This window comes from Pseudomonas sp. AP19, assembly GCF_001728855.1.
GTDB classification, from domain to species: Bacteria; Pseudomonadota; Gammaproteobacteria; order Pseudomonadales; family Pseudomonadaceae; genus Aquipseudomonas; species Aquipseudomonas fluorescens.
Genome location: NZ_LXJP01000006.1, coordinates 18,424 through 44,168 on the forward strand (window position 1 = coordinate 18,424; position 25,745 = coordinate 44,168).

Below are 25,745 nucleotides of genomic sequence, written 5' to 3' on the forward strand. Positions count from 1 at the left end.
CGGCCTTATTTGCGAGAGGTTTGATCAGGGGGGGCCTGTAGTCGGCTGTTTCTCATTCCCTGGCGTGAGATCACCATCTCTCTGAGGATCTCATTGGCGAGCTGAGCAATCGCTTCGGCACCGCGATAATTCGCGCGCACGATTCCGGTAATTGCGAAATGGTCGGTTTCCGGGCCACTGAGGATGGCAGACAGGGTGCCGTCAGTGTGCAAGGTACAGGTAATCTTGTAGCTGGGCAGGCGCGCCGCCAGTGCCGACTCGATTTGGTATTTGTTGAGGCTGTCCATCTGCTTTAACGCCTTTGACTGACCGTGCAAGACCAAGCATAGATCCTGCTGCAAGGCTGTAAATACCAGCGATCAGATAGCGGACAAGCGAGCCTCAGCGGGCGGTTTTCTGCGTGGGACGTTGCGCGGCTCGTTGGCACAATTTGCGCAGAACAGCTTTTTGGATGGGCTGGAGGCAGAACGCAAACAGGTAGCCAGACAAGAAGAGCGCCAGGTCCAGCCACGAACGCTTGCTGGGGTCGCTGATCGCTTCAATTTCAAACCTCACGCCATATCCCAGCGCCACGAAGACCAACCCTATCAGCAGGGCTATTCCCCAGGACTTGGAAACCAGTGGCTGCTTTGCGTTTGGCCTCATCGACGTGCTCCTGAACGCACTCGGATGGCAGGATAATAATCAGGAGATTCGGCTGCGAATTACGCAACAAGTTCCAGGCGCCAAGACAGTTTCATCTTGCAGCGAAGCTGAACGCGTCTAGCGCGCGGATCGCGCAAGAAAGCGCGAACAGGCTGGAGGGATTTCGCCAGCCGTTACAGTGAACGAAAAGGCTGGCTACTGAGCAGGGCGTCAAGGAGTCTGGTTTTTGTCCGGAGCCGTGAGGCCGGCCTGGATGCGCTGGTAAATCTCCTCGCGATGCACGGCAACGTCCTTGGGGGCGTTGATGCCGATTCGTACTTGCTGGCCGCTGACGCCCAGAATGGTGATCGTAATGTCATCACCGATGTTTATGCTTTCACCAACTTTGCGGGTGAGTATCAGCATGGACTTCTCCTTGATTACTTTTAAGGGCACATGTTTCAGACAGGGCACGTGTCGGATGTGTGTAGCTTACTGCTAAGCGCTTCCCTGTGACTGCCTCTTTTAGGACGCATAGAGGCGACATTAATTCCCATGGCGGCATCATACAGGTCTGCGGTACATCATTCGCATTGTTTAAGCCAACGTTTATGACGGCCAGAATAGACAGTGAATGATAAAGTTGCCTCTTTATCCTTAAAGGAGCAGGGCAGTGCGTAAAGTAGCGATGGCAATTGCGGTGTTGGCATTGGCCGGTTGCGGTGAAGGTAAACCGGTCGATGCCCCCAAGGCCAAGCCTGCCGTGACCGAGAACCAGCCTCAAACCGGGGTGATTGCCGCTCAGGAGTGGGACGTGTGGGTGGGCCCGCCAGACCACAAACTGCAGGCGATCACCGACTTGACCGCCTGGCTGCTGGAACATGGTTTCAATTTTTATATCGTGAAGACCGACGGCAAGGACGAGGTGTTGCTGGGCCCGTTCGCGAGCAAGGCCGAAGCTGAAGCCAAGCAGGCCCTGTTGACCGAAAAACTGGCACGCGCCAAGAAAAATGATACCGAGTCGCAGGTTATCGAGCACAAGACTGCGCAGTAACTGGCAGGTTGGGCGGCAGTCCCGCCCATTTTCAGCCGCAGGCTTTCAGGTTCACCGGGCCGACAAACTCGTTACCGCGGCCCATCACACACGCCACGGTCTGGTTGCGCTGACGCTCCCAAGGTTGCACGGGGTAGGTCTTGTTCCAGGCTTCATACAGTTGGCGGTCCTGTTTGGAGAGGCGCAAGCCGTATTGTTTGCTCATATAGAAATAGGTCCGGGCGATCATCCCGCGAATGGATGGGCGGGGCATGACCTTCTTGGCCTTGAAGTCCACCTGGGTCAGGCATGACCCGTACTGCCCACGTTGCACCGGCAGCCATCCAAAACTGAAGTTGTTACGGTCGCCATTGACCTCACCGATGCTCGGCACCAGGTTGTGCAGGTCCGCCTCGGCGCGCTTGAACACGTCGTCGTAGCGCGTACAGTTTTTGCGCCCACCGGCTTGCCAGCACTGGCGCTGATGCCCGATCTGCCAGGCCGGGACGATGTGTTCCCATTCGATGCGTGCAGCGCGGTTGGCATTTTTGCGTGGGACGTAACCGCAGGCTTTCAAATCCACACGGTTGCCATTGTATTTGCAGCCGCAGTAGAACTCCGTGGACTGTGGTGCGTAGAGCTTCCAGGCGACTTTCTTGGCTTCACTGAAGGTTCGGGGCGCCTGAGCATGAGCGGTAACGGTAAAAAACAAGCAAAAAACAGCAATAAAACGGGCACTCATTGAATCAATCTTCCTTCGGCACAACCCAGAATATCTGCACGCCGCCATCATCCCGATAGGCGAGGGTGACGTTGTCGTTCTCGGCTATTTCTTCCAGCAAGCGCCCCCATTCCTCCTCTGGCTCGTCCGGCAAACGGAAGATCAGGGCGGCCTTGGCTTTCTGGGCGTTGGTCGAATTGATGATTTTTTGCACACGAACGGCGAGTCGCGTATAGGCGTCAGGCGAGGTTTGCGCTGCGGAAGAAGACGTTGCCACGGAATATTCCTTACTTTGCTGTACGTACATACAGTATTTAACTGTTGCGAATTTCGCAACTTATTAAAATCAAGCCAGTTGGTTTTGACGGTCCATTCAGACAGCGGGTGTCGCGCGGGGAATGTGTAGCGAGGGGCGAGCGGGGAAGTAGAGGCAGGCAAGCCCGCCTCTACCGGTGTCACCAACAATCAATATTCCCAGAACATCCGTTGCAATTCTTTGCTGTCCTGGGTCTTGGTCAGGGCAACCATTGCCAGAATGCGGGCTTTCTGTGGGTTAAGGTCGTGTGCGACAACCCAGTCGTATTTGTCGTCAGGCTGTTCAGCATTACGCAGAACGAAACCGCCGGCATTCACGTGGGAAGAGCGAATGATTTGCACGCCTTGCTTGCGCAGTTCCTGCAGGGCAGGGACGACTTTGGAAGACACCGAACCATTGCCGGTGCCGGCATGGATGATGGCTTTGGCACCGGCCCGGGCCAGGGCCTTGACGGCGGTGTCGCTCACGTTGCCGTAGCCGTAGGCGATTTCCACGTCTGGCAGGCTTTTGATGGTCTTGATGTCGAACTCGGAATCCATGGTGTGACGCTTGGCAGGCAAGCGGAACCAATAGGATTTGCCTTCAACGACCATGCCCAATGGGCCCCACGGGCTTTTGAATGCTTCGGTCTTGATGTTAATCATTTTGCTGACGTCGCGACCCGATTGGATCTCATCGTTCATGGTGACCAGTACACCCTTGCCGCGAGCGTCTTTGCTGCCGGCGACAGCCACGGCGTTGTACAGGTTGAGCATGCCGTCAGCCGACATGGCGGTACCAGGACGCATTGAACCGACGACGATGATTGGCTTGTCGGTCTTTTCCACCAGGTTCAGGAAGTAAGCGGTTTCTTCGAGGGTGTCGGTACCGTGGGTGATAACGATGCCGTCCACGTCCTTGCTGTCAGCCAGTTCGGCTACTCGGCGACCCAACTGCAGAAGGTTTTCGTTGTTGATGCTTTCGGACGCAATTTGCATCACTTGCTCGCCGCGGACATTGGCGATCTGGCTAAGCTCAGGAACACCGGCGATCAATTGCTCGATACCGACCTTGGCCGCCTGGTAGGTGGCGCTGTTGGCGGCGCTGGCGCCGGCACCGGCAATGGTCCCGCCGGTGGCGAGAATCACCACGTTGGCCAGCTTGGTCTTGGTTTCGACTTCCTTTGCCTGGGCAGCAACGGGGAACAGCAGCAGTAGGGCTAGGGCGCCCGGAACGAAGGTTTTCAGTGCAGATTTCATTATTTTTCTCTCTGGTTTTTGATGAGTGCGGTAGCAGGTTCATCTAGAACACCCGGGCGATTCTGAATGCCGCGAGGTGCTGAGAAAGAGCAGGATTTGTACCAGGCTGATGGTGGCCGAACATATAAATTAACGTGTTGATTTAAAACAACTTATATTGGTTTTGCAGGTGGGGCTGATGGGCGTTTGTCCGGCTTTCCGAACAGTGAGGGGCTATTGCGTTCGGTTGTCCGAAAACCATGATGGAATATTCATGCAGGCGTGTATGACGGTGGGGCACCTGCCTGTCGTTTCAGCGAGCGGTCGGGCGAAGGCCATGTTTAGTCACATCAGCTGTGCGGTGAAAGGCCTGGGTCAGATGAAAGGCAGATTTCCGTCGTTGACAAATCTCGACAAGGTTCTCATAGTTTGACTAACGCAAACGTTTGCGAGATGTTTCACGCAGCGCTCCCTGAGTATCGTGAAAACTCGTATCAGCCACCCGGGTGGGAGGGCTGCCGGAGCATTCTTCGGTGCAAGCGTTGCTTACAATAATCATAAGATCGGAGTGAACCCATGAAGCTGCCATTTGCTGGACGTCTTCTTGCTGTCGCTGTGCTTGCTGCCGCATCCGCTGCTCTACCTCTCTCCTCTGCATTCGCTGAAGACGCCGCCGCCAAACCCAAGGTCGGCCTGGTGATGAAGTCCCTTGCCAACGAATTTTTCGTGACCATGCAGGACGGCGCCAAGGACTATCAGAAAACCCACGCCGCTGATTTCGACATGATCACCAACGGTATCAAGAACGAAACCGATACCAGTGCGCAGATCGATATCGTCAACCAGATGATCCTCGCCAAAGTTAACGCCATCGTGATCGCCCCGGCCGACTCCAAGGCATTGGTCACCGTGCTGAAGAAAGCCTCGGATGCCGGCATCAAGGTCGTCAACATCGACAACCGCCTTGATCCGGACGTACTGAAAAGCAAAAACCTCAACATCCCGTTTGTGGGCCCGGACAACCGCAAAGGCTCCAAGCTGGTCGGTGACTACCTGGCCAAGCACCTGACCTCGGGTGACAAGGTCGGCATCATCGAAGGCGTGCCGACCACCACCAACGCCCAGCAGCGCACCGCAGGCTACAAGGATGCGATGGACGCTGCCGGCATGAAGATCGTTTCTACCCAATCGGGTAACTGGGAAATTGACCAGGGCCAGAAAGTCGCTTCCGCCATGCTGAGCGAATACCCGGACCTCAAGGCGTTGCTGGCGGGTAACGACAACATGGCACTGGGCGCAGTCTCCGCAGTACGTGCCGCAGGCAAGGCCGGCAAAGTGCTGGTGGTGGGCTACGACAATATCGAAGCCATCAAACCGATGCTGCAGGACGGCCGCGTCCTGGCGACTGCCGACCAAGCCGCTGCTCAGCAAGCTGTGTTCGGTATCCAGAATGCGCTCAAGCTGGTCAAGGGTGAACAAGTCGATGCCAAGGATGGCGTGATCGAAACCCCGGTCGAACTCGTCCTCAAGAAGTAATCCTGGCAGCACCCAACAGCGCCCGCTCGTCCTGAGCGGGCGCCTGGAGATTTTTCTTATGTCATCTTCCGCCCCGAACGCTGTCCTCTCGGTCAGCGGTATCGGCAAGACCTATGCCCAACCGGTTCTGTCCGACATCACCCTGACGCTCAATCGCGGGGAAGTGCTGGCGCTGACCGGTGAGAACGGCGCTGGTAAAAGCACGTTGTCGAAAATCATCGGCGGGCTGGTCACGCCGACCACCGGGCACATGCAGTTCAATGGCCAGGATTACCGCCCCGGTAGCCGCACCCAGGCTGAAGAGCTGGGCGTGCGCATGGTTATGCAGGAACTCAACCTGTTGCCAACGCTGACCGTGGCCGAAAACCTGTTCCTGGACAACCTGCCCAGAAACTGTGGCTGGATCAACCGCACCCAACTGCGCAAGGCCGCGATCGAGGCGATGGCCCACGTCGGGCTGGACGCGATCGACCCGGACACCCTGGTCGGGAGCCTGGGCATCGGCCATCAACAAATGGTCGAAATCGCCCGTAACCTGATCGGCGACTGCCATGTACTGATCCTCGACGAACCCACGGCCATGCTCACTGCCCGTGAAGTCGAGATGCTGTTCGAGCAAATCACCCGCCTGCAGGCCCGGGGCGTGGCGATCATTTATATTTCACACCGGCTCGAAGAACTGGCCCGTGTCGCGCAGCGTATTGCGGTGTTGCGCGACGGCAAGCTGGTCTGCGTCGAGCCGATGGCCAATTACAACAGTGAGCAGCTGGTCACCTTGATGGTCGGTCGCGAACTGGGTGAGCAGATCGACCTGGGGCCACGCACCATTGGTGGCCCCGCCCTGACAGTGAAAGGGCTGACCCGCTCGGACAAGGTCCGCGATGTGTCGTTTGAAGTGCGTGCCGGGGAAATCTATGGCATCTCCGGCCTGATCGGTGCGGGCCGGACCGAATTGCTACGCCTGATTTTCGGTGCTGACCTGGCCGACAGTGGCACGGTGGCCTTGGGGTCGCCAGCGCAGGTGGTGAGTATCCGTTCGCCGGTGGACGCGGTGGCTCATGGCATTGCTCTGATTACCGAAGACCGCAAGGGTGAAGGCCTGCTGCTGAGCCAATCCATCAGCGCCAATATCGCGCTGGGCAACATGCCGGAAATTTCCGGCGGCGGCGTGGTTAACCGCCGCGACGAAACGGCCCTGGCCAAGCGCCAGATTGATGCCATGCGCATCCGCAGCTCTAGCCCTGCACAGCTGGTGTCCGAGCTGTCGGGCGGCAACCAGCAGAAGGTCGTGATCGGCCGTTGGCTGGAGCGCGATTGCGCGGTGATGCTCTTTGACGAGCCAACCCGCGGTATCGATGTCGGCGCCAAGTTCGACATTTATGCGTTACTCGGCGAATTGACGCGCCAGGGCAAAGCGCTGGTCGTGGTGTCCAGCGACCTGCGGGAGCTGATGCTGATCTGCGATCGCATCGGCGTGCTGTCCGCCGGACGCCTGATCGAGACCTTCGAACGCGACAGTTGGACCCAGGACGAATTGCTCGCCGCCGCCTTTGCCGGCTATCAAAAACGTGACGCGCTGCTGAACGACGCAGTGCTTAGGGATACCCCATGAAAACAACAAACTCCCCGGGTAAAACCGGCGGCAACTTCTACGGCCTGGGTACTTATCTGGGGCTGGCCGGTGCCTTGCTCGCCATGATTGCGCTGTTCTCGGTACTCAGCGATCACTTCCTGTCCTATGACACCTTCAGCACCCTGGCCAACCAGATTCCGGACCTGATGGTGCTGGCGGTGGGCATGACGTTCATCCTGATCATCGGCGGTATCGACCTGTCGGTGGGCTCGGTGCTGGCCTTGGCGGCATCGGCGGTCAGCGTGGCAATTCTCAGCTGGGGTTGGGGCGTATTGCCAGCGGCTGTGCTGGGCATGGGCTGCGCGGCGTTGGCGGGTACCATCACCGGTTCGATTACTGTGGCCTGGCGCATTCCGTCATTTATCGTGTCCCTCGGCGTTCTGGAAATGGCGCGTGGCGTGGCTTACCAGATGACCGGTTCGCGCACCGCTTATATTGGTGATTCGTTTGCCTGGTTGTCCAACCCGGTTGCGTTCGGAATTTCGCCATCGTTTATCATTGCTTTGCTGGTCATCGTCGCCGCTCAGTTGGTGTTGACCCGTACTGTGTTCGGCCGTTACCTGATCGGTATCGGCACCAACGAAGAGGCGGTGCGTCTGGCCGGGATCAATCCCAAGCCCTACAAGATCCTGGTATTCAGCCTGATGGGGCTGTTGGCCGGTGTGGCGGCACTGTTCCAGATTTCACGCCTGGAAGCGGCGGACCCGAATGCCGGCTCCGGCCTTGAGTTGCAAGTGATCGCGGCAGTGGTGATCGGCGGCACCAGCCTGATGGGCGGGCGCGGCTCGGTTATCAGTACGTTCTTCGGTGTGTTGATTATTTCGGTGCTGGCGGCCGGCCTTGCGCAGATCGGTGCCACGGAGCCCACCAAACGCATCATCACCGGTGCCGTGATCGTGATTGCCGTGGTCCTCGACACCTACCGCAGCCAGCGCGCCAGTCGGCGGGGCTGAACCATGGCAACGATCAAGGATGTGGCAGCGCTCGCAGGTATTTCCTACACCACCGTTTCCCATGTGGTGAACAAGACGCGGCCGGTCAGCGAGCCTGTGCGGATCAAGGTTGAAGCGGCGATCAAGCAGTTGGACTATGTGCCGAGTGCCGTCGCCCGCTCACTCAAAGCCAAGACCACCGCCACCATCGGCCTGCTGGTGCCCAATAGCCTTAACCCGTATTTTGCCGAACTGGCGCGGGGCATCGAGGATTACTGTGAGCGTAATGGGTATTGCGTGATCCTCTGCAACTCCGACGATAACGCCGAGAAGCAGCGCAGCTACCTGCGCGTATTGCTGGAGAAGCGCATTGACGGCTTGATCGTGACCTCGGTAGGTGGCGATGACAGCGGCCTTGCTGCGGGATTGAGCGCGGTGCGCACGCCCATGGTGATTGTCGACCGGGCATTGGACGGCATTGATGTCGACCTGGTGCGTATCGACCACGAGGAAGGCGCTTACCTGGCGACCCGGCACTTGCTTGAACTGGGGCACCGGGACATCGCCTGCATTGGTGGCCCCGGCCACACCCGTGTGGCGCAAATGCGGCTTGCGGGCTACCACCGTGCGTTGCATGAGGCGGGCGTGGAAGTAATGGCCAGTCGCACCCTGGAAAGCGACTTCACCAGCACCGGAGGGTATGCCGCTGCGGTACAGTTGCTGTCGGAAAACCCGCCGAGTGCGATTTTCGCCAGTAACGACATGATCGGTTTCGGTGTATTACGTGCGGCAGCCGAGCGCAATATTCGTGTGCCTGGCGAGCTGTCGGTGATCGGTTTTGACGATATTCAAATGGGCCGCTACGTGTACCCGGCGCTGACCACGGTCGGACAGTCAATCCTGCAATTGGGCGAGACGGCCGCCGAACTCTTATTGCGACGAATTGCGACACCCCAACTGCCGATCGATCAGCGCATCGTGACGCCAAGCATTGTGTTGCGTGAGTCAACGGCGCCGTTTGCCGGTGTGTTCGCCCAATACCGCTGAACCGAATTGATGAGTACTGATGTATGCCAGCAAAAGTAGTGGTAATAGGCAGCTTGAACATGGATTTGGTCACCCGCGCCAGTCGCTTGCCGCGCGCCGGTGAAACCCTGATTGGCCAAACGTTTTCCACCGTGCCGGGCGGCAAGGGCGCCAATCAGGCAGTGGCTTCGGCGCGCCTGGGCGCTGATGTGGCGATGATTGGCTGCGTCGGCACGGACGCCTACGGCACTCAATTGCGCGACGCGTTGCTGGTGGAGGGCATTGATTGCCAGGCCGTCAGCTCGGTAGACGGCTCGAGCGGCGTGGCATTGATTGTGGTGGATGACAGCAGCCAGAACGCGATTGTGATCGTTGCGGGAAGCAACGGTGAGCTGACGCCGGCTTCGTTGCAGTTGGCCGATGCGGTGTTGCAGGCGGCCGATGTGATCGTCTGCCAATTGGAAGTCCCTATGGACACCGTGGGCCATGCGCTTAAGCGCGGTCGTGAACTGGGCAAGACGGTGATCCTCAATCCGGCACCGGCCAGCGGCCCGTTGCCGAAGGAATGGTACGCCTCGATCGACTATCTGATTCCGAACGAAAGCGAAGCCGGTGAATTAACTGGCGTGACCGTCGACTCCCTCGACAGCGCCAAGGTCGCCGCGACGCAGTTGATCAAAGCGGGCGCCGGAAAAGTGATCATCACTCTGGGTGCACAGGGCGTGCTGTTTGCCGATGGCAACGGCTTTGAGCACCTGGTGGCGCCCAAAGTAAAGGCGGTGGACACCACTGCGGCCGGTGACACCTTCGTGGGTGGTTTTGCCGCCGCGCTTGCCAACGGTAAAAGCGAAGCCGAGGCCATTCGCTTTGGTCAAGTCGCCGCTGCGCTGTCGGTCACCCGCGCCGGTGCACAACCCTCTATCCCTGCATTGCAGGACGTTCAAGGTTTTATACCCTCATGAAAAAGACACCTCTGCTCAATATCGCCCTGTCGCGCGTGATCGCGTCTCTCGGTCATGGTGACATCCTGGTGATTGGCGACGCCGGCCTGCCAGTGCCACCGGGCGTCGAGTTGATCGACCTGGCGCTGACTCAGGGCATTCCTGATTTCATCAGCACCCTGCGCATTGTGTTGAGTGAGATGCAGGTCGAAAGCCATGTATTGGCGGAAGAAATCCTGCTCAAGCAGCCTCCTGCGCTCACCTCGCTCAACTCCCTGACAGAACAGGCTGCCCTCGGCGAGCGTCGCCTGGTCAGCCACGAAGAATTCAAGCAGCTCAGCCGCAAGGCCCGCGCCGTGGTGCGCACTGGCGAGTGCCAGCCTTATTGCAATATCGCGCTGGTGTCCGGCGTAACCTTCTAGAGTTTTCTTACGACAAGGAGTGTGTCATGCAACGTGGTCTTCCAACCCTGAAAAACCTGTTTCGGAGTGTCCTGCTTTTGTCCGCGCTCACAGCCGCCAGCGCCCAAGCGGCGGAAAAAATCGACCTGATCATCGATACCGACCCAGGTGCCGATGACGTAGTGGCCTTGCTGTTTGCCATGGCCTCTCCGGAGGAACTGAGCATTCGTGCGCTGACCACCGTCGCCGGTAACGTGCGCCTGGACAAGACTTCCCGCAACGCTCGCCTGGCTCGTGAGTGGGCAGGGCGTGAGGAAATTCCTGTGTACGCAGGCGCGCCAAAACCGATGCTGCGCACGCCGATTTACGCTGAGAATATTCACGGCAAGGAAGGTATCTCCGGTGTCACCGTGCATGAGCCCAAAAAAGGCCTGGCTGACGGCAACGCGGTCGACTACCTGATCAAAACGCTCAGCACTGCCAAGCCGCACAGCATCACCATCGCCATGCTCGGCCCACAGACCAACCTGGCGCTGGCGTTGACCCAGGCTCCGGAAATCACCCAAGGCATCAAGGAAGTGGTGGTGATGGGCGGTGCGCACTTCAATGGTGGCAATATCACTCCGGTGGCTGAGTTCAACTTGTTCGCGGACCCTATCGCCGCTGAAATCGTGCTCAAAAGTGGCGTCAAGCTGACCTATCTGCCGTTGGACGTGACCCACAAGGTGCTGACCAGCGAAGCGCGCCTGAAGAAAATCGCAGCGATTAACAACAATGCGAGCAAAGTGGTTGGCGACATTCTCAATGAATACGTCAAAGGCGACATGGAGCACTACGGCATCCCGGGCGGCCCGGTACACGACGCTACCGTCATTGCTTATCTGCTCAAGCCGGCACTGTTCAGTGGGCGTGAGGTTAACGTGGTGGTGGACAGTCGCGAGGGTCCGACCTTCGGCCAGACCATCGTCGATTGGTATGACGGCTTGAAACAGCCGAAGAACGCGTTCTGGGTTGAAAACGGCGACGCCCAAGGCTTCTTCGATCTGCTGACCGAGCGCTTGGCGCGCCTGAAGTAATCTGTGTAGCGGTCGGCGCTCGCCGGCCGGTTCTTATTCGCGCTCGGGCTTGTGTGCGCCCATGTGATCGGCCGGGTACTTCTCGAATACCTGGCCGATGAAGGCCTGCGCGGCCTGAGTGCCGAGTTCCTTGACCAACAGGTCGATTCCGATGATTGCCAACTCCTCCGGGCTTCCGGGGCTGTAGGAGCTCTGTCCTTGAGGCCACTTGGCTTTGATGTCGGCTTGGAGGGTTACAGTGGTCATGGGGGGCTCGCGGGGTTGGAAGTGCTGGGTAGTGCGCTGGTACGCGGTTTTAATCGCGGCAGTTAACCATTTTTGCGTGGTCTTTGGCACTGCTACTTAGGCATGAGGTACTTCGGGTTGAGGCCGGCGCTGTGCGACACTGTTGTTCAATTCAATTGCCGGGGAACCCCAGGTGCAGATCGATTTGAACAACCCCGATAACCTCACGTTGGAGGCGGTTCGTCAACTGCTCGCCAGTGCCAGTGACGACGAGCATACCCAGTTACGAGTGACCAAGGCCGGTATCGCGTATATCTCCTCCGGGAAGGCCGTAGGCGGTGTCGAGATTGACGGCCTGCTGTTTCGCCTGGAAACCTGGGCGAAGGGTTCGGGTTATGTCGGTAAAGTCGCGGCCAGCGATGAGGTCTGGGTCATGCAGATTTTCAATGCGCTCGCGCAGAATTGGCCAACCCCACCGTTTGACTACATCGACATCTACTGAGTGCGTTCATATCTGGTGACGATTGACCGGGCGAATGCTCGCCCTGAGTCAGGCAGACTTGCCGTCAGCCGATTTACGTCTTGAAACCAAACGGCCAGATCGCGGTCGCACGATCTCTGTCCATTTTTATCATAGGAGGCTTCATGCCTTGGAAGCTCGCATCATTCGGCACTTTGTTGGCAGCACTCGCGTTGGCGGGTTGCAGCACCCCGGGTGCCCCAGAGCCAGGCAAAGGCGTCGCCGCTGCTGACGCAGGCCATAGCCGTTGTGAGTCGAAAGCTGCCGAATTCGCCATTGGCCAGAAAGCCTCGCCTCAGTTGCTGGATCAGGCGCGTACCCGTGCCGGCGCGCAGAACGCGCGGATCCTCAAGCCTAACGACATGATCACTCTGGAATACCGCTCCGACCGCTTGAACCTGAACACCGACGACAACCTGGTGATCACACGGGTCAACTGCGGCTGATAGCGCCCCGGCTTTTGCAGCGCCCATAAAAAACCCCGTCACATGGACGGGGTTTTTTTAGCTCAGCACAGAATTACTCTGGGCGAACCTGTGCAGCTTGCATACCCTTTTGGCCTTTCTCAGCCACGAAGGAAACGGTTTGGCCTTCTTTCAGGCTTTTGAAACCGTCGCTTTCGATAGCTTTGAAGTGTACGAACAGGTCGTCACCGCCACCTTGAGGAGTGATGAAGCCGAAGCCTTTTTCATCGTTGAACCATTTAACGGTGCCGGATTGGCGATTAGACATGGTGTATCTCCAAGAAACATATATTTTCAGTAGTGCTGTGCTGCTCAGGCCAACTGGGCACACTTGGCTATCATAGTCGAAATGTTCGGCTTGGGAGCCCCCCCAAGGCATTGTTTGCTAATCAATGACGTAGCGTTTAGTGCCTTGATCGGCTAAAAGCCCCGATCTACGGGGCTTTGCTGCGAAATATCAGCTGTTAAAAAAAGCCGTAAAAGCTGCGTAATTTGTGAGAAATGGCAGTTTTAAGGCTTTTTTTTCAGCGAAATGGCTGCCTGATCAGTGGTCGTTCTTACTTTTTCTTCACGACTTTGCAAGACGAAATAGCCGTGACCGCTTTGTTTTTAAGCTCCTGCTTGGCGTTCTGGTTGGTCATGAGCTCCTTGATTTCAGCGGTGCTCAATTCCGCATTGATCTTGTCGGCGCCACATTCGCAATGGTCTTTGGCGGTTTTGGCGTCAACGCTCTGCTGAGCGGCCGACGTGCAGTCTTTGACGAAGTTTTCCCGTTCAGCGGCCGAAGGCCAGTTCGATGGGGCTGCAGCCTGTGCACCGAAGGAGAGGAAGGCCAGCGATGCAGCAAGCGCGAAGGTCGAGGAAAAACGCATAGTTAAAGGCTCCTGAAGTCTTGAGGACGAACGGCGATTCTCGGTGTGTTTGAGGCCTGTCGTACAGCTCAAGTTCACTTTTGCAGCTATAAACGCTGGAATTTGTATTTCGTAAGGCCGTGTCGGCGCGATGACCGTTCATCTGTGCTAGGATCCTGCGCTTGGCTATTTACAGGCGTGCCAATTGCCGCCTTGCCATGTTCTTTTTTGAGTTCACTCCAGTCACTCTGGTTCGATTATCGGTTGGCCGAAAGGCTCCTGCCGCTGTAAGGCAGGCGTTCATCACTGAACGGCCTGGTGTTGGATCTTGTACTGGCTCATCCCAACCCACGTGACCTTTGGTAGGGGTCACCACTAGGAGAGGAGGCGCCATGCCAACTATTACTCTTCCCGATGGCAGTCAACGTTCATTCGATCATTCGGTTTCCGTAGCCGAGGTCGCCGCATCCATTGGTGCTGGCCTGGCCAAGGCCACCGTGGCCGGCAAGGTCGACGGCAAGCTGGTTGACGCCAGTGACCTGATCACCGCCGATGCCAGCCTGCAAATCATTACGCCGAAGGATCAAGAGGGGCTGGAGATCATTCGCCACTCTTGTGCCCACCTGATTGGCCATGCGGTCAAGCAGCTGTACCCGACCGCGAAGATGGTCATCGGCCCGGTCATTGACGAAGGCTTCTATTACGATATCGCCTACGAGCGTCCTTTCACTCCGGACGACCTGGCGGCGATCGAGGCGCGCATGCACGCGCTGATCGAAAAAGATTACGACGTCATCAAGAAAGTCACGCCGCGCGCCGAAGTGATCGACGTGTTCACCGCGCGTGGTGAGGACTACAAGCTGCGTCTGGTGGAAGACATGCCGGACGAACAGGCCATGGGCCTGTATTACCACGAAGAATACGTCGACATGTGCCGTGGCCCGCACGTGCCGAACACACGCTTCCTCAAGTCGTTCAAGTTGACCAAGTTGTCCGGCGCCTACTGGCGCGGGGATGCGAAGAACGAGCAATTGCAGCGGATCTACGGCACTGCCTGGGCTGACAAGAAGCAACTGGCTGCCTACATCCAGCGCATCGAAGAAGCCGAAAAACGCGACCACCGCAAGATCGGCAAGCGCCTGAACCTGTTCCACCTTCAGGAAGAGGCGCCGGGCATGGTGTTCTGGCACCCGAACGGCTGGACCCTGTACCAGGTGCTCGAGCAGTACATGCGCAAGGTTCAGCGCGATAACGGCTACCTGGAGATCAAGACTCCGCAAGTCGTTGATCGCGGCCTGTGGGAGAAATCCGGGCACTGGGCCAACTACGCCGACAACATGTTCACCACCCAGTCGGAAAACCGCGACTACGCCATCAAGCCGATGAACTGCCCGTGCCACGTGCAGGTGTTCAACCAAGGCCTGAAGAGCTACCGCGAGTTGCCGATGCGTCTGGCCGAATTCGGTGCCTGCCACCGTAACGAGCCGTCGGGTGCGCTGCACGGCATCATGCGTGTGCGTGGCTTCACTCAGGATGACGCCCACATCTTCTGCACCGAAGAGCAGATGCAGTCCGAATCCGCTGCGTTCATCAAGCTGACCATGGACGTTTATCGCGATTTCGGCTTCACCGAAGTCGAAATGAAGCTGTCCACTCGTCCGGAAAAACGCGTCGGCTCCGACGAGCTGTGGGATCGCGCCGAAGCTGCATTGGCCGCAGCGCTAGACAATGCGGGCCTTGCGTACGATCTGCAGCCGGGTGAGGGCGCCTTCTACGGTCCGAAAATTGAGTTCTCGCTGAAAGATTGTCTTGGTCGTGTCTGGCAATGTGGTACTTTGCAGCTCGATTTTAACCTGCCGATCCGTTTGGGAGCCGAATACGTCTCCGAAGACAACAGCCGTAAGCACCCGGTTATGCTGCACCGGGCGATCCTCGGCTCGTTCGAACGTTTCGTCGGTATCCTGATCGAGCACTACGAGGGTGCATTCCCTGCGTGGCTGGCTCCGACCCAGGCAGTGATCATGAATATCACTGATAAACAGGCCGATTTTGCCGCTGAAGTTGAAAAAACTCTCAACGAAAGCGGATTTCGTGCCAAGTCCGACTTGAGAAATGAAAAGATCGGCTTTAAAATCCGCGAGCATACTTTGCTCAAGGTTCCCTATCTTTTGGTTATCGGAGATCGGGAAGTCGAGATGCAGACTGTCGCTGTGCGTACTCGTGAAGGTGCTGACCTGGGCTCGATGCCCGTCGCCCAGTTCGCTGAGTTCCTCGCGCAAGCGGTTTCCCGGCGTGGTCGCCCAGATTCGGAGTAATTATTATTAAGCGTGAAATGAGACAAGATAAACGAGCTGCACCGAAAGCCCCGATCAACGAGAATATCTCGGCACGCGAGGTTCGGTTAATTGGCGCTGACGGCGAGCAGATTGGCATCGTCTCGATTGATGAAGCGCTTCGTATTGCTGAAGAGTCCAAATTGGACCTGGTGGAAATTTCCGCCGATGCAATCCCACCCGTTTGCCGGGTGATGGACTACGGCAAGTCGATCTTCGAGAAGAAGAAGCAGATTGCTGCAGCGAAGAAGAACCAGAAGCAGATTCAAGTAAAAGAAATCAAGTTTCGTCCAGGGACGGAGGAAGGGGATTACCAGGTAAAACTGCGCAACCTGGTACGTTTCCTGAGTGATGGGGACAGGGCCAAGGTATCCTTGCGATTCCGCGGCCGTGAGATGGCCCACCAGGAGCTGGGGATGGAGCTCCTCAAGCGGGTTGAAGCTGACCTGTTGGAGTACGGTTCTGTCGAGCAGCATCCTAAGATGGAAGGACGCCAGCTGATTATGGTCATCGCCCCGAAAAAGAAGAAGTAATCAACAGGGCACGGCAGGCCTTCTGATTATGTTTATCAACTGAATGCGGAGTATCCGAACATGCCAAAGATGAAGACTAAAAGTGGTGCTGCTAAGCGGTTTCTGAAAACTGCTAACGGTATCAAGCACAAGCACGCTTTCAAGAGCCACATCCTGACCAAAATGTCGACCAAGCGTAAGCGTCAACTGCGCGGTAGCAGCTTGCTGCATCCGTCTGACGTGGCAAAAGTCGAGCGCATGCTGCGCCTTCGTTAATTTTTGGATCAAGAATAGAGGAAGTAACTCATGGCTCGTGTAAAGCGTGGCGTCATTGCCCGTAAGCGTCACAAAAAAATTCTGAAACTTGCTAAAGGCTACTACGGCGCGCGTTCACGCGTATTCCGTGTTGCCAAGCAAGCGGTAATCAAGGCAGGCCAATACGCCTACCGTGACCGTCGTCAGAAAAAACGTCAGTTCCGCGCTCTGTGGATCGCTCGTATCAACGCTGGTGCACGTGTTAACGGTCTGTCCTACAGCCGTTTCATCGCTGGCCTGAAAAAAGCGTCCATCGAAATCGACCGTAAGGTTCTGGCTGAACTGGCCGTGAACGATAAAGCGGTGTTTGCTGCGATTGTCGAGAAAGCTAAAGCCACTTTGGCTTAAGTACCCCCGACAGTCACCCTGGGTTGCTCCTGCAGCCCAAGGTGGTAAACGTCATAAATAGGGGAAGAGCCTTCAAGCTCTTCCCCTATTTTGTATCTGGAGTCTGTACATGGAAAACCTGGACGCGCTCGTTGCTCAAGCTCTTGAGGCTGTGCAAAGCGCTGAAGATATCAATGCCCTGGAGCAAATCCGGGTTCACTACCTTGGCAAAAAGGGTGAATTGACTCAGGTGATGAAGACCCTGGGGAATTTGCCGGCTGAAGAGCGTCCGCAAGTCGGTGCGCTGATCAACGTCGCCAAGGAGCGTGTCACAGAGGTTCTCAATGCGCGCAAGGCGTCGCTCGAGGAGGCCGATCTTGCGGCCAAGCTCGCCGCCGAGTCCATTGACGTCACCTTGCCTGGCCGTGGCCAGGCCTCGGGCGGTCTGCATCCGATCACCCGGACTCTGGAACGTATCGAGCAGTTCTTCACCCATATTGGCTACGGCATTGCCGAAGGCCCTGAGGTCGAAGACGACTATCACAACTTCGAGGCGCTCAACATCCCAGGCCATCACCCGGCCCGGTCGATGCACGACACCTTCTATTTCAACGCGAACATGCTGTTGCGCACCCATACCTCGCCGGTACAGGTCCGCACCATGGAAGCGAACAAGCCGCCGATCCGCATCGTCTGCCCAGGCCGTGTGTACCGTAGCGACTCGGATATCACCCATTCGCCGATGTTCCACCAGGTCGAAGGCCTGCTGGTTGATCGCGACATCAATTTCGCCGACCTCAAAGGCACCATCGAAGAATTCCTGCGGGTGTTCTTCGAGAAGGAGCTGGCGGTACGTTTCCGTCCTTCGTTCTTCCCGTTCACCGAGCCATCCGCCGAAGTCGATATGGAGTGCGTGATGTGCAGCGGTAAAGGCTGCCGCGTCTGCAAACAGACCGGCTGGCTGGAAGTGATGGGCTGCGGCATGGTTCACCCCAACGTGCTGCGCATGTCCGGGATCGACCCGGAAGAGTTCTCGGGCTTTGCCTTCGGCATGGGCGTTGAGCGTCTGGCCATGCTGCGTTACGGCGTGAACGACTTACGTCTGTTCTTCGACAACGACTTGCGGTTCCTCGCGCAATTTCGCTAGTCGTAACGAATCTTTAGGAGAGCAGGATGAAATTCAGTGAACAATGGCTGCGTGGCTGGGTAAGCCCGCAGGTAGATCGCGACGAGCTGGTTGCTCGTCTGTCGATGGCCGGCCTTGAGGTCGATAGCGTAACGCCGGCCGCCGGTGTTTTCAGCGGCGTGGTCGTGGGCGAGGTGCTCAGCACCGAGCAGCACCCTGATGCTGATAAATTGCGGGTGTGCCAGGTCAGCAATGGCACCGAAACCTTCCAGGTCGTATGCGGAGCGCCAAACGTGCGCCCGGGCCTGAAGATTCCGTTCGCCATGATCGGCGCCGAACTGCCCGGCGACTTCAAGATCAAGAAAGCCAAGCTGCGTGGCGTTGAGTCCAACGGCATGCTCTGCTCCCAGGCAGAACTGCAAGTGGGCGAGGGCAACGACGGCCTGATGGAGCTGCCGGCTGACGCACCCGTAGGCCAGGACGTTCGTGTCTACCTGGCGCTGGAAGACGCCAGCATCGAGGTCGACCTGACCCCGAACCGTGGCGATTGCCTGTCCCTCGCTGGCCTGGCCCGTGAAGTCGGCGCGTTGTACAACGTTCCGGTCACCCGCCCCGTGGTTGCCGCAGTCGCTGCCGTGCACGAGGAAGTGCGCCCGATTGAAGTGCTGGCGCCCAACGCTTGCCCACGCTACCTGGGCCGTGTGATCCGTAACGTCGACCTCTCCAAGCCAACCCCGCTGTGGATGGTTGAGCGCCTGCGTCGCGCCGATGTGCGCAGCATCGACGCTGCCGTCGACATCACCAACTACGTGATGCTGGAGCTGGGCCAACCGTTGCACGCGTTCGATCTCGCCGAAATCAATGGCGGTATCCGCGTGCGCATGGCCGAAGAAGGCGAGAAGCTGGTCTTGCTCGACGGCCAGGAAGTCAGCCTGCGCGCTGATACCCTGGTCATCGCCGACCATTCCCGCGCCCTGGCGATTGCCGGCGTGATGGGTGGCGAGCACAGCGGCGTGTCCGCGACCACTCGCGATATTTTCCTCGAAAGCGCGTTCTTCGATCAGATCGCCATCGCCGGCAAGGCGCGTTCTTACGGCCTGCACACCGATGCTTCGCATCGTTACGAGCGTGGCGTGGACTGGAAGCTGGCCCGTGAAGCCATGGAGCGCGCCACTGGCCTGCTGCTGGAGATCACCGGTGGCGACGCCGGCCCGATCACCGAAACCGTCAACGAACAGTACCTGCCGTCCGTTGCCCCTATTACGCTGCGCGCCAAAAGCGTCGAGCAAATGCTCGGCCTGGTGATCGAGCCTGCGCAGATCGAGCAATTGTTGTCGGCACTTGGCCTTGGCATTTCCGCTGGCGCCGAAGGGCAGTGGCACGTTGAAGTGCCAAGCCATCGTTTCGATATCAGCCTTGAAGTTGATCTGATCGAAGAGCTGGCCCGTCTGTATGGCTATAACCGTCTGCCGGTGCGCTACCCGCAAGCGCGCCTGGCACCGCAACCCAAGGCCGAAGCGCGTGCGCACCTGCCTGAGTTGCGTCGCCTGCTGGTTGCCCGTGGCTACCAGGAAGCCGTGACCTATAGCTTCATCGATCCGAAGCAGTTCGAACTGTTCAACCCAGGTGTCGAGCCGTTGCTGTTGGCTAACCCGATCTCCAACGACATGGCCGCCATGCGCTCGTCGCTGTGGCCAGGCTTGGTCAAGGCACTTTCGCATAACCTGAACCGTCAGCAGGATCGCGTACGCATGTTCGAAAGCGGCCTGCGTTTCGTCGGCCAACTCGACGGCCTGAAGCAAGAGCCGATGCTCGCCGGTGTGGTGTGCGGTAGCCGGCTGCCGGAAGGCTGGGCACAGGGCCGTGACGCCGTGGACTTCTTCGACGTTAAAGCTGATGTAGAAGCGGTATTGGGCTTTGCCGGTGCACTGAACGACTTCACGTTCGTGCCAGGCAATCATCCAGCGTTGCACCCGGGCCAGACTGCGCGTATCGAGCGCGAAGGGCGCTTGGTGGGCTTCGTCGGTGCGATCCACCCCGAGCTGTCGAAAACCCTCGGTCTCGACCGTCCTGTGTTCGTTTTTGAGCTGGTGCTGGCGGAAGTGGCGTCGGGCAAAATGCCTAAATTCAGCGAGTTGTCGCGCTTCCCTGAAGTGCGTCGTGACCTGGCGCTGATTGCCGACCGTGACGTGGCCGCCACTGCTGTTCTGGATGTAATCCGTGAAAATGCAGGGGAATGGCTGACAGACCTCAGGCTATTTGACGTCTATCAGGGTAAAGGCATTGATCCGCATAGAAAAAGCCTTGCAGTTGGCTTGACCTGGCAGCATCCATCGCGCACTCTTAATGACGATGAGGTGAATACCACGACACAAAATATCCTCACCTCGCTCGAACAAAGGTTGAACGCCACGTTAAGGAAGTGACGTATGGGGGCTTTGACGAAAGCTGAGATGGCGGAACGTCTGTACGAAGAGTTGGGTCTGAACAAGCGCGAGGCCAAGGAATTGGTCGAGCTGTTTTTTGAAGAAATCAGGCACGCTCTGGAAGACAACGAACAGGTCAAATTGTCCGGTTTCGGCAATTTTGACCTGCGGGACAAACGCCAGCGGCCTGGCCGCAATCCAAAAACGGGAGAAGAAATCCCGATCACGGCTCGCCGTGTGGTCACCTTTCGTCCAGGGCAGAAGTTGAAGGCCCGAGTTGAGGCTTATGCTGGAACCAAGTCATAACGACGAGCTACCCGTCATCCCAGGCAAACGCTACTTCACCATCGGTGAAGTCAGCGAGCTCTGTGCGGTCAAACCGCACGTGCTGCGCTATTGGGAGCAGGAGTTTCCTCAACTCAACCCCGTCAAACGCACCGGGAACCGTCGGTATTATCAGCGCCAGGATGTGCTGATGATCCGACAGATCCGCGCGTTGCTTTACGATCATGGGTTCACCATCAGCGGCGCGCGCCAGCGTATGTCCGGTGATGAAGCCAAAGACGACACCACCCAATACAAGCAATTGATCCGCCAGATGATCTCCGAACTCGAAGATGTGCTGGTGGTTTTGAAGAAATAACCCAGGCTTTTAAAATACTTCCACATTTCAAAAGCTTGCGGTATATTCCTGATCGCTTCGTTGCGAAGCGAACCCAGTAACACGCCTAGTCGGGGCGTAGCGCAGTCCGGTAGCGCACTAGCATGGGGTGCTAGGGGTCGAGTGTTCGAATCACTCCGTCCCGACCATATTTTTCAATGAGTTAGCCCAATCTTTCCAGATTGGGCTTTTTCATGCCTACGAAATTACTCCCACATTTACTCCCACGGAGAATCTGTACCCTCGCAATAAAGAGCACTCGCTAATCCGCCTCATCTCTTCAGCTGAACATCTCGTTGATTTCCGTATCAGCACGGCCCAAGGATTTCATCGAGATGTTGCCTGCTTCGTTTTCACCAACGTGCCAGAGCGAAAATTTCGGAAGGTTGAGCCAGGCCGGACGCTGTGCCGCGACTGGATACGCCGAGCGGGTTTCATAGGTAGCTGCACCGTCGATAATCGAAACCAGCGCAATACCGTGAGCTTTGGCATATTTGATCGCTCCTGATTGAAATCCTGATGTGGTGAACAGCATTCCTTTATGAGCGCCCACAGATCTGACCTTGTCGTGCAGCACTTGAACCAACTCTCGTTCGACTGCGCTACGGTATTTTTTGCACTCAATCAGAACCTTGAATTCGGCGCCTCCAAAGGCTTGGAATTTCGCTAGTACGTCGATCTGGTAGGTTGAGTCGTAGCTCTCCACCTTCGCGTCATGAGTCACCTCTAGCGAGGTCAGCTCACCACCTTGCTTGAGGATCCAGTCCCTGACCAACCGCTCAAATTCAGTGGCTGTGATTTCGAGATAGGAGTTCGCCATTGGTGGAAACATTTGTCGTCCTTAAACTGAGAGATTGCCCGTCCAGCTTGCGGCTATTGGGTAAATTTAGTGCGACGGCGCGCAACTTGAGGTGTTGGGTTGGCATGACAGGAGAGCCATGCCCTCCATAAAAGAAATATAGCCCTATGCCATTCAAACTCACTAGGATGAGTTAAATTCGCCTAGCAAGGTCAGTGGTGCCCCGCGAGCTCTTAGCGCTTGGGGTTCGCTGAAGCGTACGGACAGCTTAGCGGAGTGAGCTCATGCTCGAGAAAATCATAAGCATCGACAACGTCGGGGTTCTGAAAAAAGCAGCTCAGCGACCTGTCGAGCTTCAGAAAGTCAGTCTAATTTATGCCGATAACGCTAGGGGGAAGTCGACGTTGTCGTCTGTGCTACTAGCCTGCTCTACTTTCGATGCCAAGGATGTCTCAGATAGGAAGACTGTCGGGGCGACACTCCCTCAAAAAGTCGCTTTACGGTTCAACCAAGGGGCACCGGGCGGGGCCTTCAACGTCCAGTTTGACGGCAATGCCTGGGCGGGGCAGAAACCCAATTTGCATGTGTTTAACCAAGCTTTCGTTGATCGGAATGTGTATGCCAGCTCAGGTGTGCTTCCGGAGCAGAGGGAGGCGCTGCTAGATCTTGCACTAGGTGACGCAGCAGTAGCACAGCGCACTAAATTTGATGCTGAGACCATTGCCGTGAAGGAGAGCACAGTAACGGTCAACTCTGCGGAGGCAGCTCTTCAAGGCTATCGAGGACAGCTTCCGCTCGCTCAGTACATCAAGCTTGCTTCTATTCCAGATGCGGATGACCTGATTGTTCAAACCGATAAGCTAATAGCCGAAGCTCGAGCCTCTGATCAAATTCGTCGGCGTCCTGAATTCCGGCCAGCGCCGTATCCAGCTTTCAATTTTGACGATATTCCTAGCCTGTTGGAGAGCTCGTTCGAGAGTATCTCCATCACTGCAGAGGAAACAGCGAAAGCTCACTTCGCGAAGCATAATGGAACAGCGACAGAGCGCTGGGCTGCTGAAGGGTTGCAGCACCAACCAGATAATGAATGTCCATTCTGTGGCCAGCCAACTCGGGATCTCGGCCTGCTCAAGGCATTCAAACTCTACTTTGACGGTTCCTATTCGGAGTACCAAAAACGTATCAATCAGCTTCGCCATTTGGTCAAGGAGCGTGTCGGAGAACAGCAACTTGCAAGCTGGCGCGCATGCAATGAGTACAACCAAGGGCTACGCAGCGTCTGGTCTGAGACCTCGCTAATTGATGAAATTCCCGAGCTGGATTTCGAGAAAGCCGCCTCGCTGCTTCAATGTGTTGAGGTGGCGTTGCTCGAAATCGTAGCCGCCAAGGAGGGTAATCCTCTCGATGCTTTGGATTCAAAGCCATTTATGGCTGCCGTCGCTATGCTTAGTGAGCTGAGCGATCAAGCTCGCATCTTCAATGAGCAGATTGGTGAACTCAATGGTCGCATCTTGGCATATAAACAGAGGCTCGCAGCACCTGATATAGCAGCTCTGAGTGAACAAAGGGAAATGCTTACAATCACCAAAAACAGATTCAGTGCTGAGGTGCTGAAATTGATTGATGGGCTGGATGCTGCAAAGACTCAGTTGCGGACTGCAGAGCGTGCGAGGGAAGCTGCACGCACTGAGTTAGACCATTTGATGGCCGCAACATTGCTAACTTTCCAAGATGCGATTAACGGTTGGTTACGAAGCTTTTCAGCGCCTTTTGAAATCGATTCCCTAGGCTCCACTCATCTAGGAGGCGGCCTCCGTTCGGAATACGTGCTCAAGATCAGAGGTGCTCGTGTGGTGATCGGGCCTAAAACTACCGGCGACTTGTCGTTCCATGCAGCATTGAGTGAGGGTGACAAGCGAACGCTCGCTTTCGCTTTCTTCCTTGCACGCCTATTTGCGGATCCGAAGCGAACTGAAACGACAGTCGTCTTGGATGACGTGTTCACCAGTTTGGATAGACACCGACGACACAACACAGTGGAAGCGGTACTAAAAATGGTAGCTGAATGCTCGCAGGTAATCGCCCTTGGGCATGATGCGCACTTCCTCAGGGAGGTGAAACGTCGTGTAGAGCGAAAAAAAATTGCGATTGCCGGCGAATACTCTCTCCATCGCGATGCTGAAGAGTACAGCTACTTGGACAGCTTTGATCTGGATGCATACTGTTCATCGGATTACTACAAGCACTATCAGCTTGTTGAGCGCTTCATCGCAGGGGATCAAACTTGCAGCATGCTTGAAGTGGCGAAGGCTCTGCGCCTGCTGGTAGAAGGGCATCTGCATCGATGCTTTCCGAAGAAGTTCAAGGAAGGCCAGACGGTGGGAGATATGTTGGGCCAGGTCAAAGCTGCTGCGCCCCCGAACCCCCTGGCTTTGCTCCTGCCTTTGCATGCGGATCTAGTGAGTTTTAATGAGTTCGCTGCTGCCTTCCATCACGATACGTCAGGGGGCTACACCAGGGTTGAGATCAATCAGGCAGAGCTACTTCCGTTTGCCAAAGGTGCTCTGGGCTTCATCCAGATGAGGACGTTTCGGTAAGCCTGTTTACGTGAGCGGTGAGCGGTGAGCGGTGAGCGGTGGCGCCTCATATTGAGGGTCACCGCAGGGGGGCTTAGTGATGTTATTGTCAGCTAGCTTTTAACATTCATGGAGGAGGGGTACAGTGAAGAAGCATTACTTATTCATCGATGAGTCTGGTGGGAAAGGATATGCAGATAATCGGGAGCGTTTTCCTGGTGAGCTAGGCGTGATCGCAGGGTATCTCATTCCTGATGTATATATAAAGATTTATAGGGATGAAATTGAAGGTTGCCTATCTAATATTGAAAGTTCAGGGAAGATTCATATAGCTGAGATGGAAGATAAGCGTGAAGTTAGGGGCAAGGTATTTGAGACCTTCGGAAGGCTGGCAATACCGTGGATGTATGAGGCGATCTTCGTGGAGGGGTTCTATCAGTCAGAATTCTGCGAAGGTAGAGGTGGCTGTCGGTCGCACACTGAACTATTGCATGCAAAGATCTTCATCGGCTTGATGCTTAAGGTTTTTGCATCTTTACATAAGTTCAAGGAGCTGGGTGTAGAGCTTGTGGTTGTTTCTGATAATCTAGATAAGGGTGTCATAAAAAAACTTTTCAAAGAGCTCGAGGATCACCTAGCTCTGCTCAAGGAGGGTGAGTTAAAACGTCAGTTTAAAGTTTATGATAAGGCTACTGGCGAATTACTTCACTGTACGTCTCGGGCTACAATGGATAATGTTCCTCACTATCCTGGTCTTGATATAAGCATCACGTGCGAAAATTCGTCAATGACATTCGTGTCTGACGTATTAGCTAATAGTGTAAATTATTATCTCATGGAGAAATTCAAGGTTGATCCTCAATTGTTACCAAACTCAAGGCAGGCGATAGCCGATCACCCAATGGTTCGGTCACTTTTGTGGGCGTACGATGCCAATGAGCAAGAAATTTCAAATCTGAGTGACATCCTGTATAGGAGGGAGCAGAAGCATCTATCGCTCTCGAATGCTGATTTATTACCAAGTAATAATCCCTCAACGCTAATTGGCTTTCAAAACTGAGTTTTCTCATGCTTGACGACATAGAAAATCAAGAGCGGAACGAGCCAAACCGAAATCATCCGGGCGTCGATATCGACGCCTTCCGCTAAGCTGC

General features: G+C 56.3%; 30 protein-coding genes and 1 tRNA gene. 21 read left to right on the forward strand and 10 right to left on the reverse strand.

Translation table 11 applies throughout. From position 1 onward, the window contains the following. Window positions 1–5 precede the first annotated feature (5 nt). The 3 genes from A7D21_RS06965 to csrA all read right to left on the reverse strand — a co-directional run bounded on the left by A7D21_RS06965 (window position 6) and on the right by csrA (window position 1,050). On the reverse strand, window positions 6–287 hold the full coding sequence (locus tag A7D21_RS06965; RefSeq protein ID WP_069551330.1) for a hypothetical protein: 282 nt from the start codon (window positions 285–287) through the stop codon (window positions 6–8). Window positions 288–381: 94 nt separating this feature from the next. Then, on the reverse strand, window positions 382–645 hold the full coding sequence (locus tag A7D21_RS06970) for a hypothetical protein (protein ID WP_053257068.1): 264 nt from the start codon (window positions 643–645) through the stop codon (window positions 382–384). A 210-nt stretch (window positions 646–855) separates the two neighbouring features. Beyond that, window positions 856–1,050, reverse strand: coding sequence for a carbon storage regulator CsrA (csrA, locus tag A7D21_RS06975; RefSeq protein WP_003192511.1), 195 nt, complete (start codon window positions 1,048–1,050; stop codon window positions 856–858). A gap of 262 nt (window positions 1,051–1,312) precedes the next feature. On the opposite strand from csrA, the gene A7D21_RS06980 reads away from it, so the two are divergent. After that, window positions 1,313–1,678: an SPOR domain-containing protein gene (locus tag A7D21_RS06980; protein WP_069551331.1), complete on the forward strand. Its 366-nt coding sequence runs from the start codon at window positions 1,313–1,315 to the stop codon at window positions 1,676–1,678. A 31-nt stretch (window positions 1,679–1,709) separates the two neighbouring features. Here A7D21_RS06980 and A7D21_RS06985 read toward each other — a convergent pair whose 3' ends face one another. From A7D21_RS06985 to A7D21_RS06995, 3 genes are all read right to left on the reverse strand, one after another. After that, a complete protein-coding gene (locus A7D21_RS06985) occupies window positions 1,710–2,399 on the reverse strand; it encodes an endonuclease (RefSeq protein ID WP_053257066.1) in 690 nt (229 codons plus the stop codon). A 4-nt stretch (window positions 2,400–2,403) separates the two neighbouring features. After that, window positions 2,404–2,655 carry a DUF1654 domain-containing protein gene (locus A7D21_RS06990; RefSeq protein WP_169875153.1) on the reverse strand — a complete coding sequence of 84 codons (252 nt, stop codon included), beginning with the start codon at window positions 2,653–2,655 and terminating at the stop codon, window positions 2,404–2,406. Between the two features lie 188 nt (window positions 2,656–2,843). Next, entirely contained in the window at window positions 2,844–3,932 is a 1,089-nt protein-coding gene (locus A7D21_RS06995; RefSeq protein WP_069551333.1) for an asparaginase, read from the reverse strand. A gap of 555 nt (window positions 3,933–4,487) precedes the next feature. Between A7D21_RS06995 and A7D21_RS07000 the strand changes: the two genes are divergently transcribed. Genes A7D21_RS07000 through A7D21_RS07030 form a run of 7 tightly spaced genes read left to right on the forward strand, consistent with a single transcriptional unit; the run spans window position 4,488 to window position 11,456 of the window. After that, window positions 4,488–5,447 carry a sugar ABC transporter substrate-binding protein gene (locus A7D21_RS07000; RefSeq protein ID WP_069551334.1) on the forward strand — a complete coding sequence of 320 codons (960 nt, stop codon included), beginning with the start codon at window positions 4,488–4,490 and terminating at the stop codon, window positions 5,445–5,447. A gap of 58 nt (window positions 5,448–5,505) precedes the next feature. After that, entirely contained in the window at window positions 5,506–7,059 is a 1,554-nt protein-coding gene (locus A7D21_RS07005) for a sugar ABC transporter ATP-binding protein (RefSeq protein ID WP_053257062.1), read from the forward strand. Further along, window positions 7,056–8,033 (forward strand): ABC transporter permease, encoded by a 978-nt coding sequence (locus tag A7D21_RS07010; protein WP_053257061.1) that lies wholly within the window; start codon window positions 7,056–7,058, stop codon window positions 8,031–8,033. The genes A7D21_RS07005 and A7D21_RS07010 overlap by 4 nt, the downstream gene beginning before the upstream one ends. Window positions 8,034–8,036: 3 nt before the next feature. After that, a complete protein-coding gene (locus A7D21_RS07015) occupies window positions 8,037–9,059 on the forward strand; it encodes a LacI family DNA-binding transcriptional regulator (protein ID WP_053257060.1) in 1,023 nt (340 codons plus the stop codon). 23 nt (window positions 9,060–9,082) lie between these two features. Next, window positions 9,083–10,000, forward strand: coding sequence for a ribokinase (gene rbsK / locus A7D21_RS07020; protein ID WP_069551335.1), 918 nt, complete (start codon window positions 9,083–9,085; stop codon window positions 9,998–10,000). After that, window positions 9,997–10,401: a D-ribose pyranase gene (gene rbsD / locus A7D21_RS07025; RefSeq protein WP_053257058.1), complete on the forward strand. Its 405-nt coding sequence runs from the start codon at window positions 9,997–9,999 to the stop codon at window positions 10,399–10,401. Before rbsK ends, rbsD begins: the two co-directional genes overlap by 4 nt. Before the next feature lie 26 nt (window positions 10,402–10,427). Beyond that, a complete protein-coding gene (locus A7D21_RS07030; protein ID WP_053257057.1) occupies window positions 10,428–11,456 on the forward strand; it encodes a nucleoside hydrolase in 1,029 nt (342 codons plus the stop codon). Window positions 11,457–11,489: 33 nt separating this feature from the next. On the opposite strand, the gene A7D21_RS07035 is transcribed toward A7D21_RS07030, so the two are convergent. Continuing rightward, window positions 11,490–11,702: a hypothetical protein gene (locus A7D21_RS07035; RefSeq protein WP_053257056.1), complete on the reverse strand. Its 213-nt coding sequence runs from the start codon at window positions 11,700–11,702 to the stop codon at window positions 11,490–11,492. Between the two features lie 172 nt (window positions 11,703–11,874). On the opposite strand from A7D21_RS07035, the gene A7D21_RS07040 reads away from it, so the two are divergent. Further along, complete coding sequence (locus A7D21_RS07040; RefSeq protein WP_053258007.1) at window positions 11,875–12,183, forward strand: hypothetical protein; 309 nt, start codon at window positions 11,875–11,877, stop codon at window positions 12,181–12,183. Window positions 12,184–12,326: 143 nt separating this feature from the next. Then, complete coding sequence (locus A7D21_RS07045) at window positions 12,327–12,647, forward strand: I78 family peptidase inhibitor (protein WP_053257055.1); 321 nt, start codon at window positions 12,327–12,329, stop codon at window positions 12,645–12,647. Window positions 12,648–12,720: 73 nt separating this feature from the next. Here the strand turns inward: A7D21_RS07045 and A7D21_RS07050 are convergent, their stop codons facing one another. Both A7D21_RS07050 and A7D21_RS07055 read right to left on the reverse strand, forming a co-directional pair. Then, window positions 12,721–12,933, reverse strand: a complete 213-nt coding sequence (locus A7D21_RS07050; RefSeq protein WP_032631434.1) for a cold-shock protein — start codon at window positions 12,931–12,933, stop codon at window positions 12,721–12,723. 289 nt (window positions 12,934–13,222) lie between these two features. After that, complete coding sequence (locus A7D21_RS07055) at window positions 13,223–13,537, reverse strand: hypothetical protein (protein WP_053257054.1); 315 nt, start codon at window positions 13,535–13,537, stop codon at window positions 13,223–13,225. A 371-nt stretch (window positions 13,538–13,908) separates the two neighbouring features. On the opposite strand from A7D21_RS07055, the gene thrS reads away from it, so the two are divergent. The 9 genes from thrS to A7D21_RS07100 all read left to right on the forward strand — a co-directional run bounded on the left by thrS (window position 13,909) and on the right by A7D21_RS07100 (window position 21,365). Beyond that, window positions 13,909–15,831, forward strand: coding sequence for a threonine--tRNA ligase (thrS, locus tag A7D21_RS07060; RefSeq protein ID WP_053257053.1), 1,923 nt, complete (start codon window positions 13,909–13,911; stop codon window positions 15,829–15,831). Then, the gene (gene infC, locus A7D21_RS07065) at window positions 15,831–16,382 is read left to right on the forward strand and encodes a translation initiation factor IF-3 (protein WP_169875357.1); all 552 of its coding nucleotides are present in this window, start codon (window positions 15,831–15,833) and stop codon (window positions 16,380–16,382) included. The genes thrS and infC overlap by 1 nt, the downstream gene beginning before the upstream one ends. A gap of 60 nt (window positions 16,383–16,442) precedes the next feature. Beyond that, entirely contained in the window at window positions 16,443–16,637 is a 195-nt protein-coding gene (rpmI, locus tag A7D21_RS07070) for a 50S ribosomal protein L35 (protein ID WP_002553160.1), read from the forward strand. A gap of 30 nt (window positions 16,638–16,667) precedes the next feature. Beyond that, on the forward strand, window positions 16,668–17,024 hold the full coding sequence (gene rplT / locus A7D21_RS07075; protein ID WP_053257052.1) for a 50S ribosomal protein L20: 357 nt from the start codon (window positions 16,668–16,670) through the stop codon (window positions 17,022–17,024). 109 nt (window positions 17,025–17,133) lie between these two features. Next, entirely contained in the window at window positions 17,134–18,150 is a 1,017-nt protein-coding gene (gene pheS / locus A7D21_RS07080) for a phenylalanine--tRNA ligase subunit alpha (protein WP_034099107.1), read from the forward strand. A 26-nt stretch (window positions 18,151–18,176) separates the two neighbouring features. After that, the gene (gene pheT / locus A7D21_RS07085; protein WP_069551336.1) at window positions 18,177–20,555 is read left to right on the forward strand and encodes a phenylalanine--tRNA ligase subunit beta; all 2,379 of its coding nucleotides are present in this window, start codon (window positions 18,177–18,179) and stop codon (window positions 20,553–20,555) included. A 3-nt stretch (window positions 20,556–20,558) separates the two neighbouring features. Further along, window positions 20,559–20,861, forward strand: a complete 303-nt coding sequence (ihfA, locus tag A7D21_RS07090) for an integration host factor subunit alpha (RefSeq protein ID WP_002553164.1) — start codon at window positions 20,559–20,561, stop codon at window positions 20,859–20,861. Next, complete coding sequence (locus A7D21_RS07095) at window positions 20,842–21,198, forward strand: MerR family transcriptional regulator (RefSeq protein WP_069551337.1); 357 nt, start codon at window positions 20,842–20,844, stop codon at window positions 21,196–21,198. The genes ihfA and A7D21_RS07095 overlap by 20 nt, the downstream gene beginning before the upstream one ends. A gap of 90 nt (window positions 21,199–21,288) precedes the next feature. After that, window positions 21,289–21,365, forward strand: a tRNA-Pro gene (locus A7D21_RS07100). A 131-nt stretch (window positions 21,366–21,496) separates the two neighbouring features. Here the strand turns inward: A7D21_RS07100 and A7D21_RS07105 are convergent. Beyond that, the gene (locus tag A7D21_RS07105; RefSeq protein ID WP_047531118.1) at window positions 21,497–22,048 is read right to left on the reverse strand and encodes a restriction endonuclease; all 552 of its coding nucleotides are present in this window, start codon (window positions 22,046–22,048) and stop codon (window positions 21,497–21,499) included. 251 nt (window positions 22,049–22,299) lie between these two features. Between A7D21_RS07105 and A7D21_RS07110 the strand changes: the two genes are divergently transcribed. Further along, complete coding sequence (locus A7D21_RS07110) at window positions 22,300–24,612, forward strand: AAA family ATPase (RefSeq protein WP_047531116.1); 2,313 nt, start codon at window positions 22,300–22,302, stop codon at window positions 24,610–24,612. A 124-nt stretch (window positions 24,613–24,736) separates the two neighbouring features. Next, window positions 24,737–25,651, forward strand: coding sequence for a hypothetical protein (locus A7D21_RS07115; RefSeq protein WP_047531114.1), 915 nt, complete (start codon window positions 24,737–24,739; stop codon window positions 25,649–25,651). Window positions 25,652–25,745: the final 94 nt, after the last annotated feature.

Excerpts from the sequence above, each read along its gene's own strand:
- A7D21_RS06965 (WP_069551330.1), bottom strand. The coding sequence starts at position 287 with ATGGACAGCCTCAACAAATACCAAATCGAGTCGGCACTGGCGGCGCGC.
- A7D21_RS06970 (WP_053257068.1), bottom strand. The coding sequence starts at position 645 with ATGAGGCCAAACGCAAAGCAGCCACTGGTTTCCAAGTCCTGGGGAATA.
- csrA (WP_003192511.1), bottom strand. The coding sequence starts at position 1,050 with ATGCTGATACTCACCCGCAAAGTTGGTGAAAGCATAAACATCGGTGAT.
- A7D21_RS06980 (WP_069551331.1), top strand. The coding sequence starts at position 1,313 with ATGGCAATTGCGGTGTTGGCATTGGCCGGTTGCGGTGAAGGTAAACCG.
- A7D21_RS06985 (WP_053257066.1), bottom strand. The coding sequence starts at position 2,399 with ATGAGTGCCCGTTTTATTGCTGTTTTTTGCTTGTTTTTTACCGTTACC.
- A7D21_RS06995 (WP_069551333.1), bottom strand. The coding sequence starts at position 3,932 with ATGAAATCTGCACTGAAAACCTTCGTTCCGGGCGCCCTAGCCCTACTG.
- A7D21_RS07000 (WP_069551334.1), top strand. The coding sequence starts at position 4,488 with ATGAAGCTGCCATTTGCTGGACGTCTTCTTGCTGTCGCTGTGCTTGCT.
- A7D21_RS07005 (WP_053257062.1), top strand. The coding sequence starts at position 5,506 with ATGTCATCTTCCGCCCCGAACGCTGTCCTCTCGGTCAGCGGTATCGGC.
- A7D21_RS07010 (WP_053257061.1), top strand. The coding sequence starts at position 7,056 with ATGAAAACAACAAACTCCCCGGGTAAAACCGGCGGCAACTTCTACGGC.
- A7D21_RS07015 (WP_053257060.1), top strand. The coding sequence starts at position 8,037 with ATGGCAACGATCAAGGATGTGGCAGCGCTCGCAGGTATTTCCTACACC.
- rbsK (WP_069551335.1), top strand. The coding sequence starts at position 9,083 with ATGCCAGCAAAAGTAGTGGTAATAGGCAGCTTGAACATGGATTTGGTC.
- rbsD (WP_053257058.1), top strand. The coding sequence starts at position 9,997 with ATGAAAAAGACACCTCTGCTCAATATCGCCCTGTCGCGCGTGATCGCG.
- A7D21_RS07030 (WP_053257057.1), top strand. The coding sequence starts at position 10,428 with ATGCAACGTGGTCTTCCAACCCTGAAAAACCTGTTTCGGAGTGTCCTG.
- A7D21_RS07035 (WP_053257056.1), bottom strand. The coding sequence starts at position 11,702 with ATGACCACTGTAACCCTCCAAGCCGACATCAAAGCCAAGTGGCCTCAA.
- A7D21_RS07045 (WP_053257055.1), top strand. The coding sequence starts at position 12,327 with ATGCCTTGGAAGCTCGCATCATTCGGCACTTTGTTGGCAGCACTCGCG.
- A7D21_RS07050 (WP_032631434.1), bottom strand. The coding sequence starts at position 12,933 with ATGTCTAATCGCCAATCCGGCACCGTTAAATGGTTCAACGATGAAAAA.
- A7D21_RS07055 (WP_053257054.1), bottom strand. The coding sequence starts at position 13,537 with ATGCGTTTTTCCTCGACCTTCGCGCTTGCTGCATCGCTGGCCTTCCTC.
- thrS (WP_053257053.1), top strand. The coding sequence starts at position 13,909 with ATGCCAACTATTACTCTTCCCGATGGCAGTCAACGTTCATTCGATCAT.
- rpmI (WP_002553160.1), top strand. The coding sequence starts at position 16,443 with ATGCCAAAGATGAAGACTAAAAGTGGTGCTGCTAAGCGGTTTCTGAAA.
- rplT (WP_053257052.1), top strand. The coding sequence starts at position 16,668 with ATGGCTCGTGTAAAGCGTGGCGTCATTGCCCGTAAGCGTCACAAAAAA.
- pheS (WP_034099107.1), top strand. The coding sequence starts at position 17,134 with ATGGAAAACCTGGACGCGCTCGTTGCTCAAGCTCTTGAGGCTGTGCAA.
- pheT (WP_069551336.1), top strand. The coding sequence starts at position 18,177 with ATGAAATTCAGTGAACAATGGCTGCGTGGCTGGGTAAGCCCGCAGGTA.
- ihfA (WP_002553164.1), top strand. The coding sequence starts at position 20,559 with ATGGGGGCTTTGACGAAAGCTGAGATGGCGGAACGTCTGTACGAAGAG.
- A7D21_RS07095 (WP_069551337.1), top strand. The coding sequence starts at position 20,842 with ATGCTGGAACCAAGTCATAACGACGAGCTACCCGTCATCCCAGGCAAA.
- A7D21_RS07105 (WP_047531118.1), bottom strand. The coding sequence starts at position 22,048 with ATGTTTCCACCAATGGCGAACTCCTATCTCGAAATCACAGCCACTGAA.
- A7D21_RS07110 (WP_047531116.1), top strand. The coding sequence starts at position 22,300 with ATGCTCGAGAAAATCATAAGCATCGACAACGTCGGGGTTCTGAAAAAA.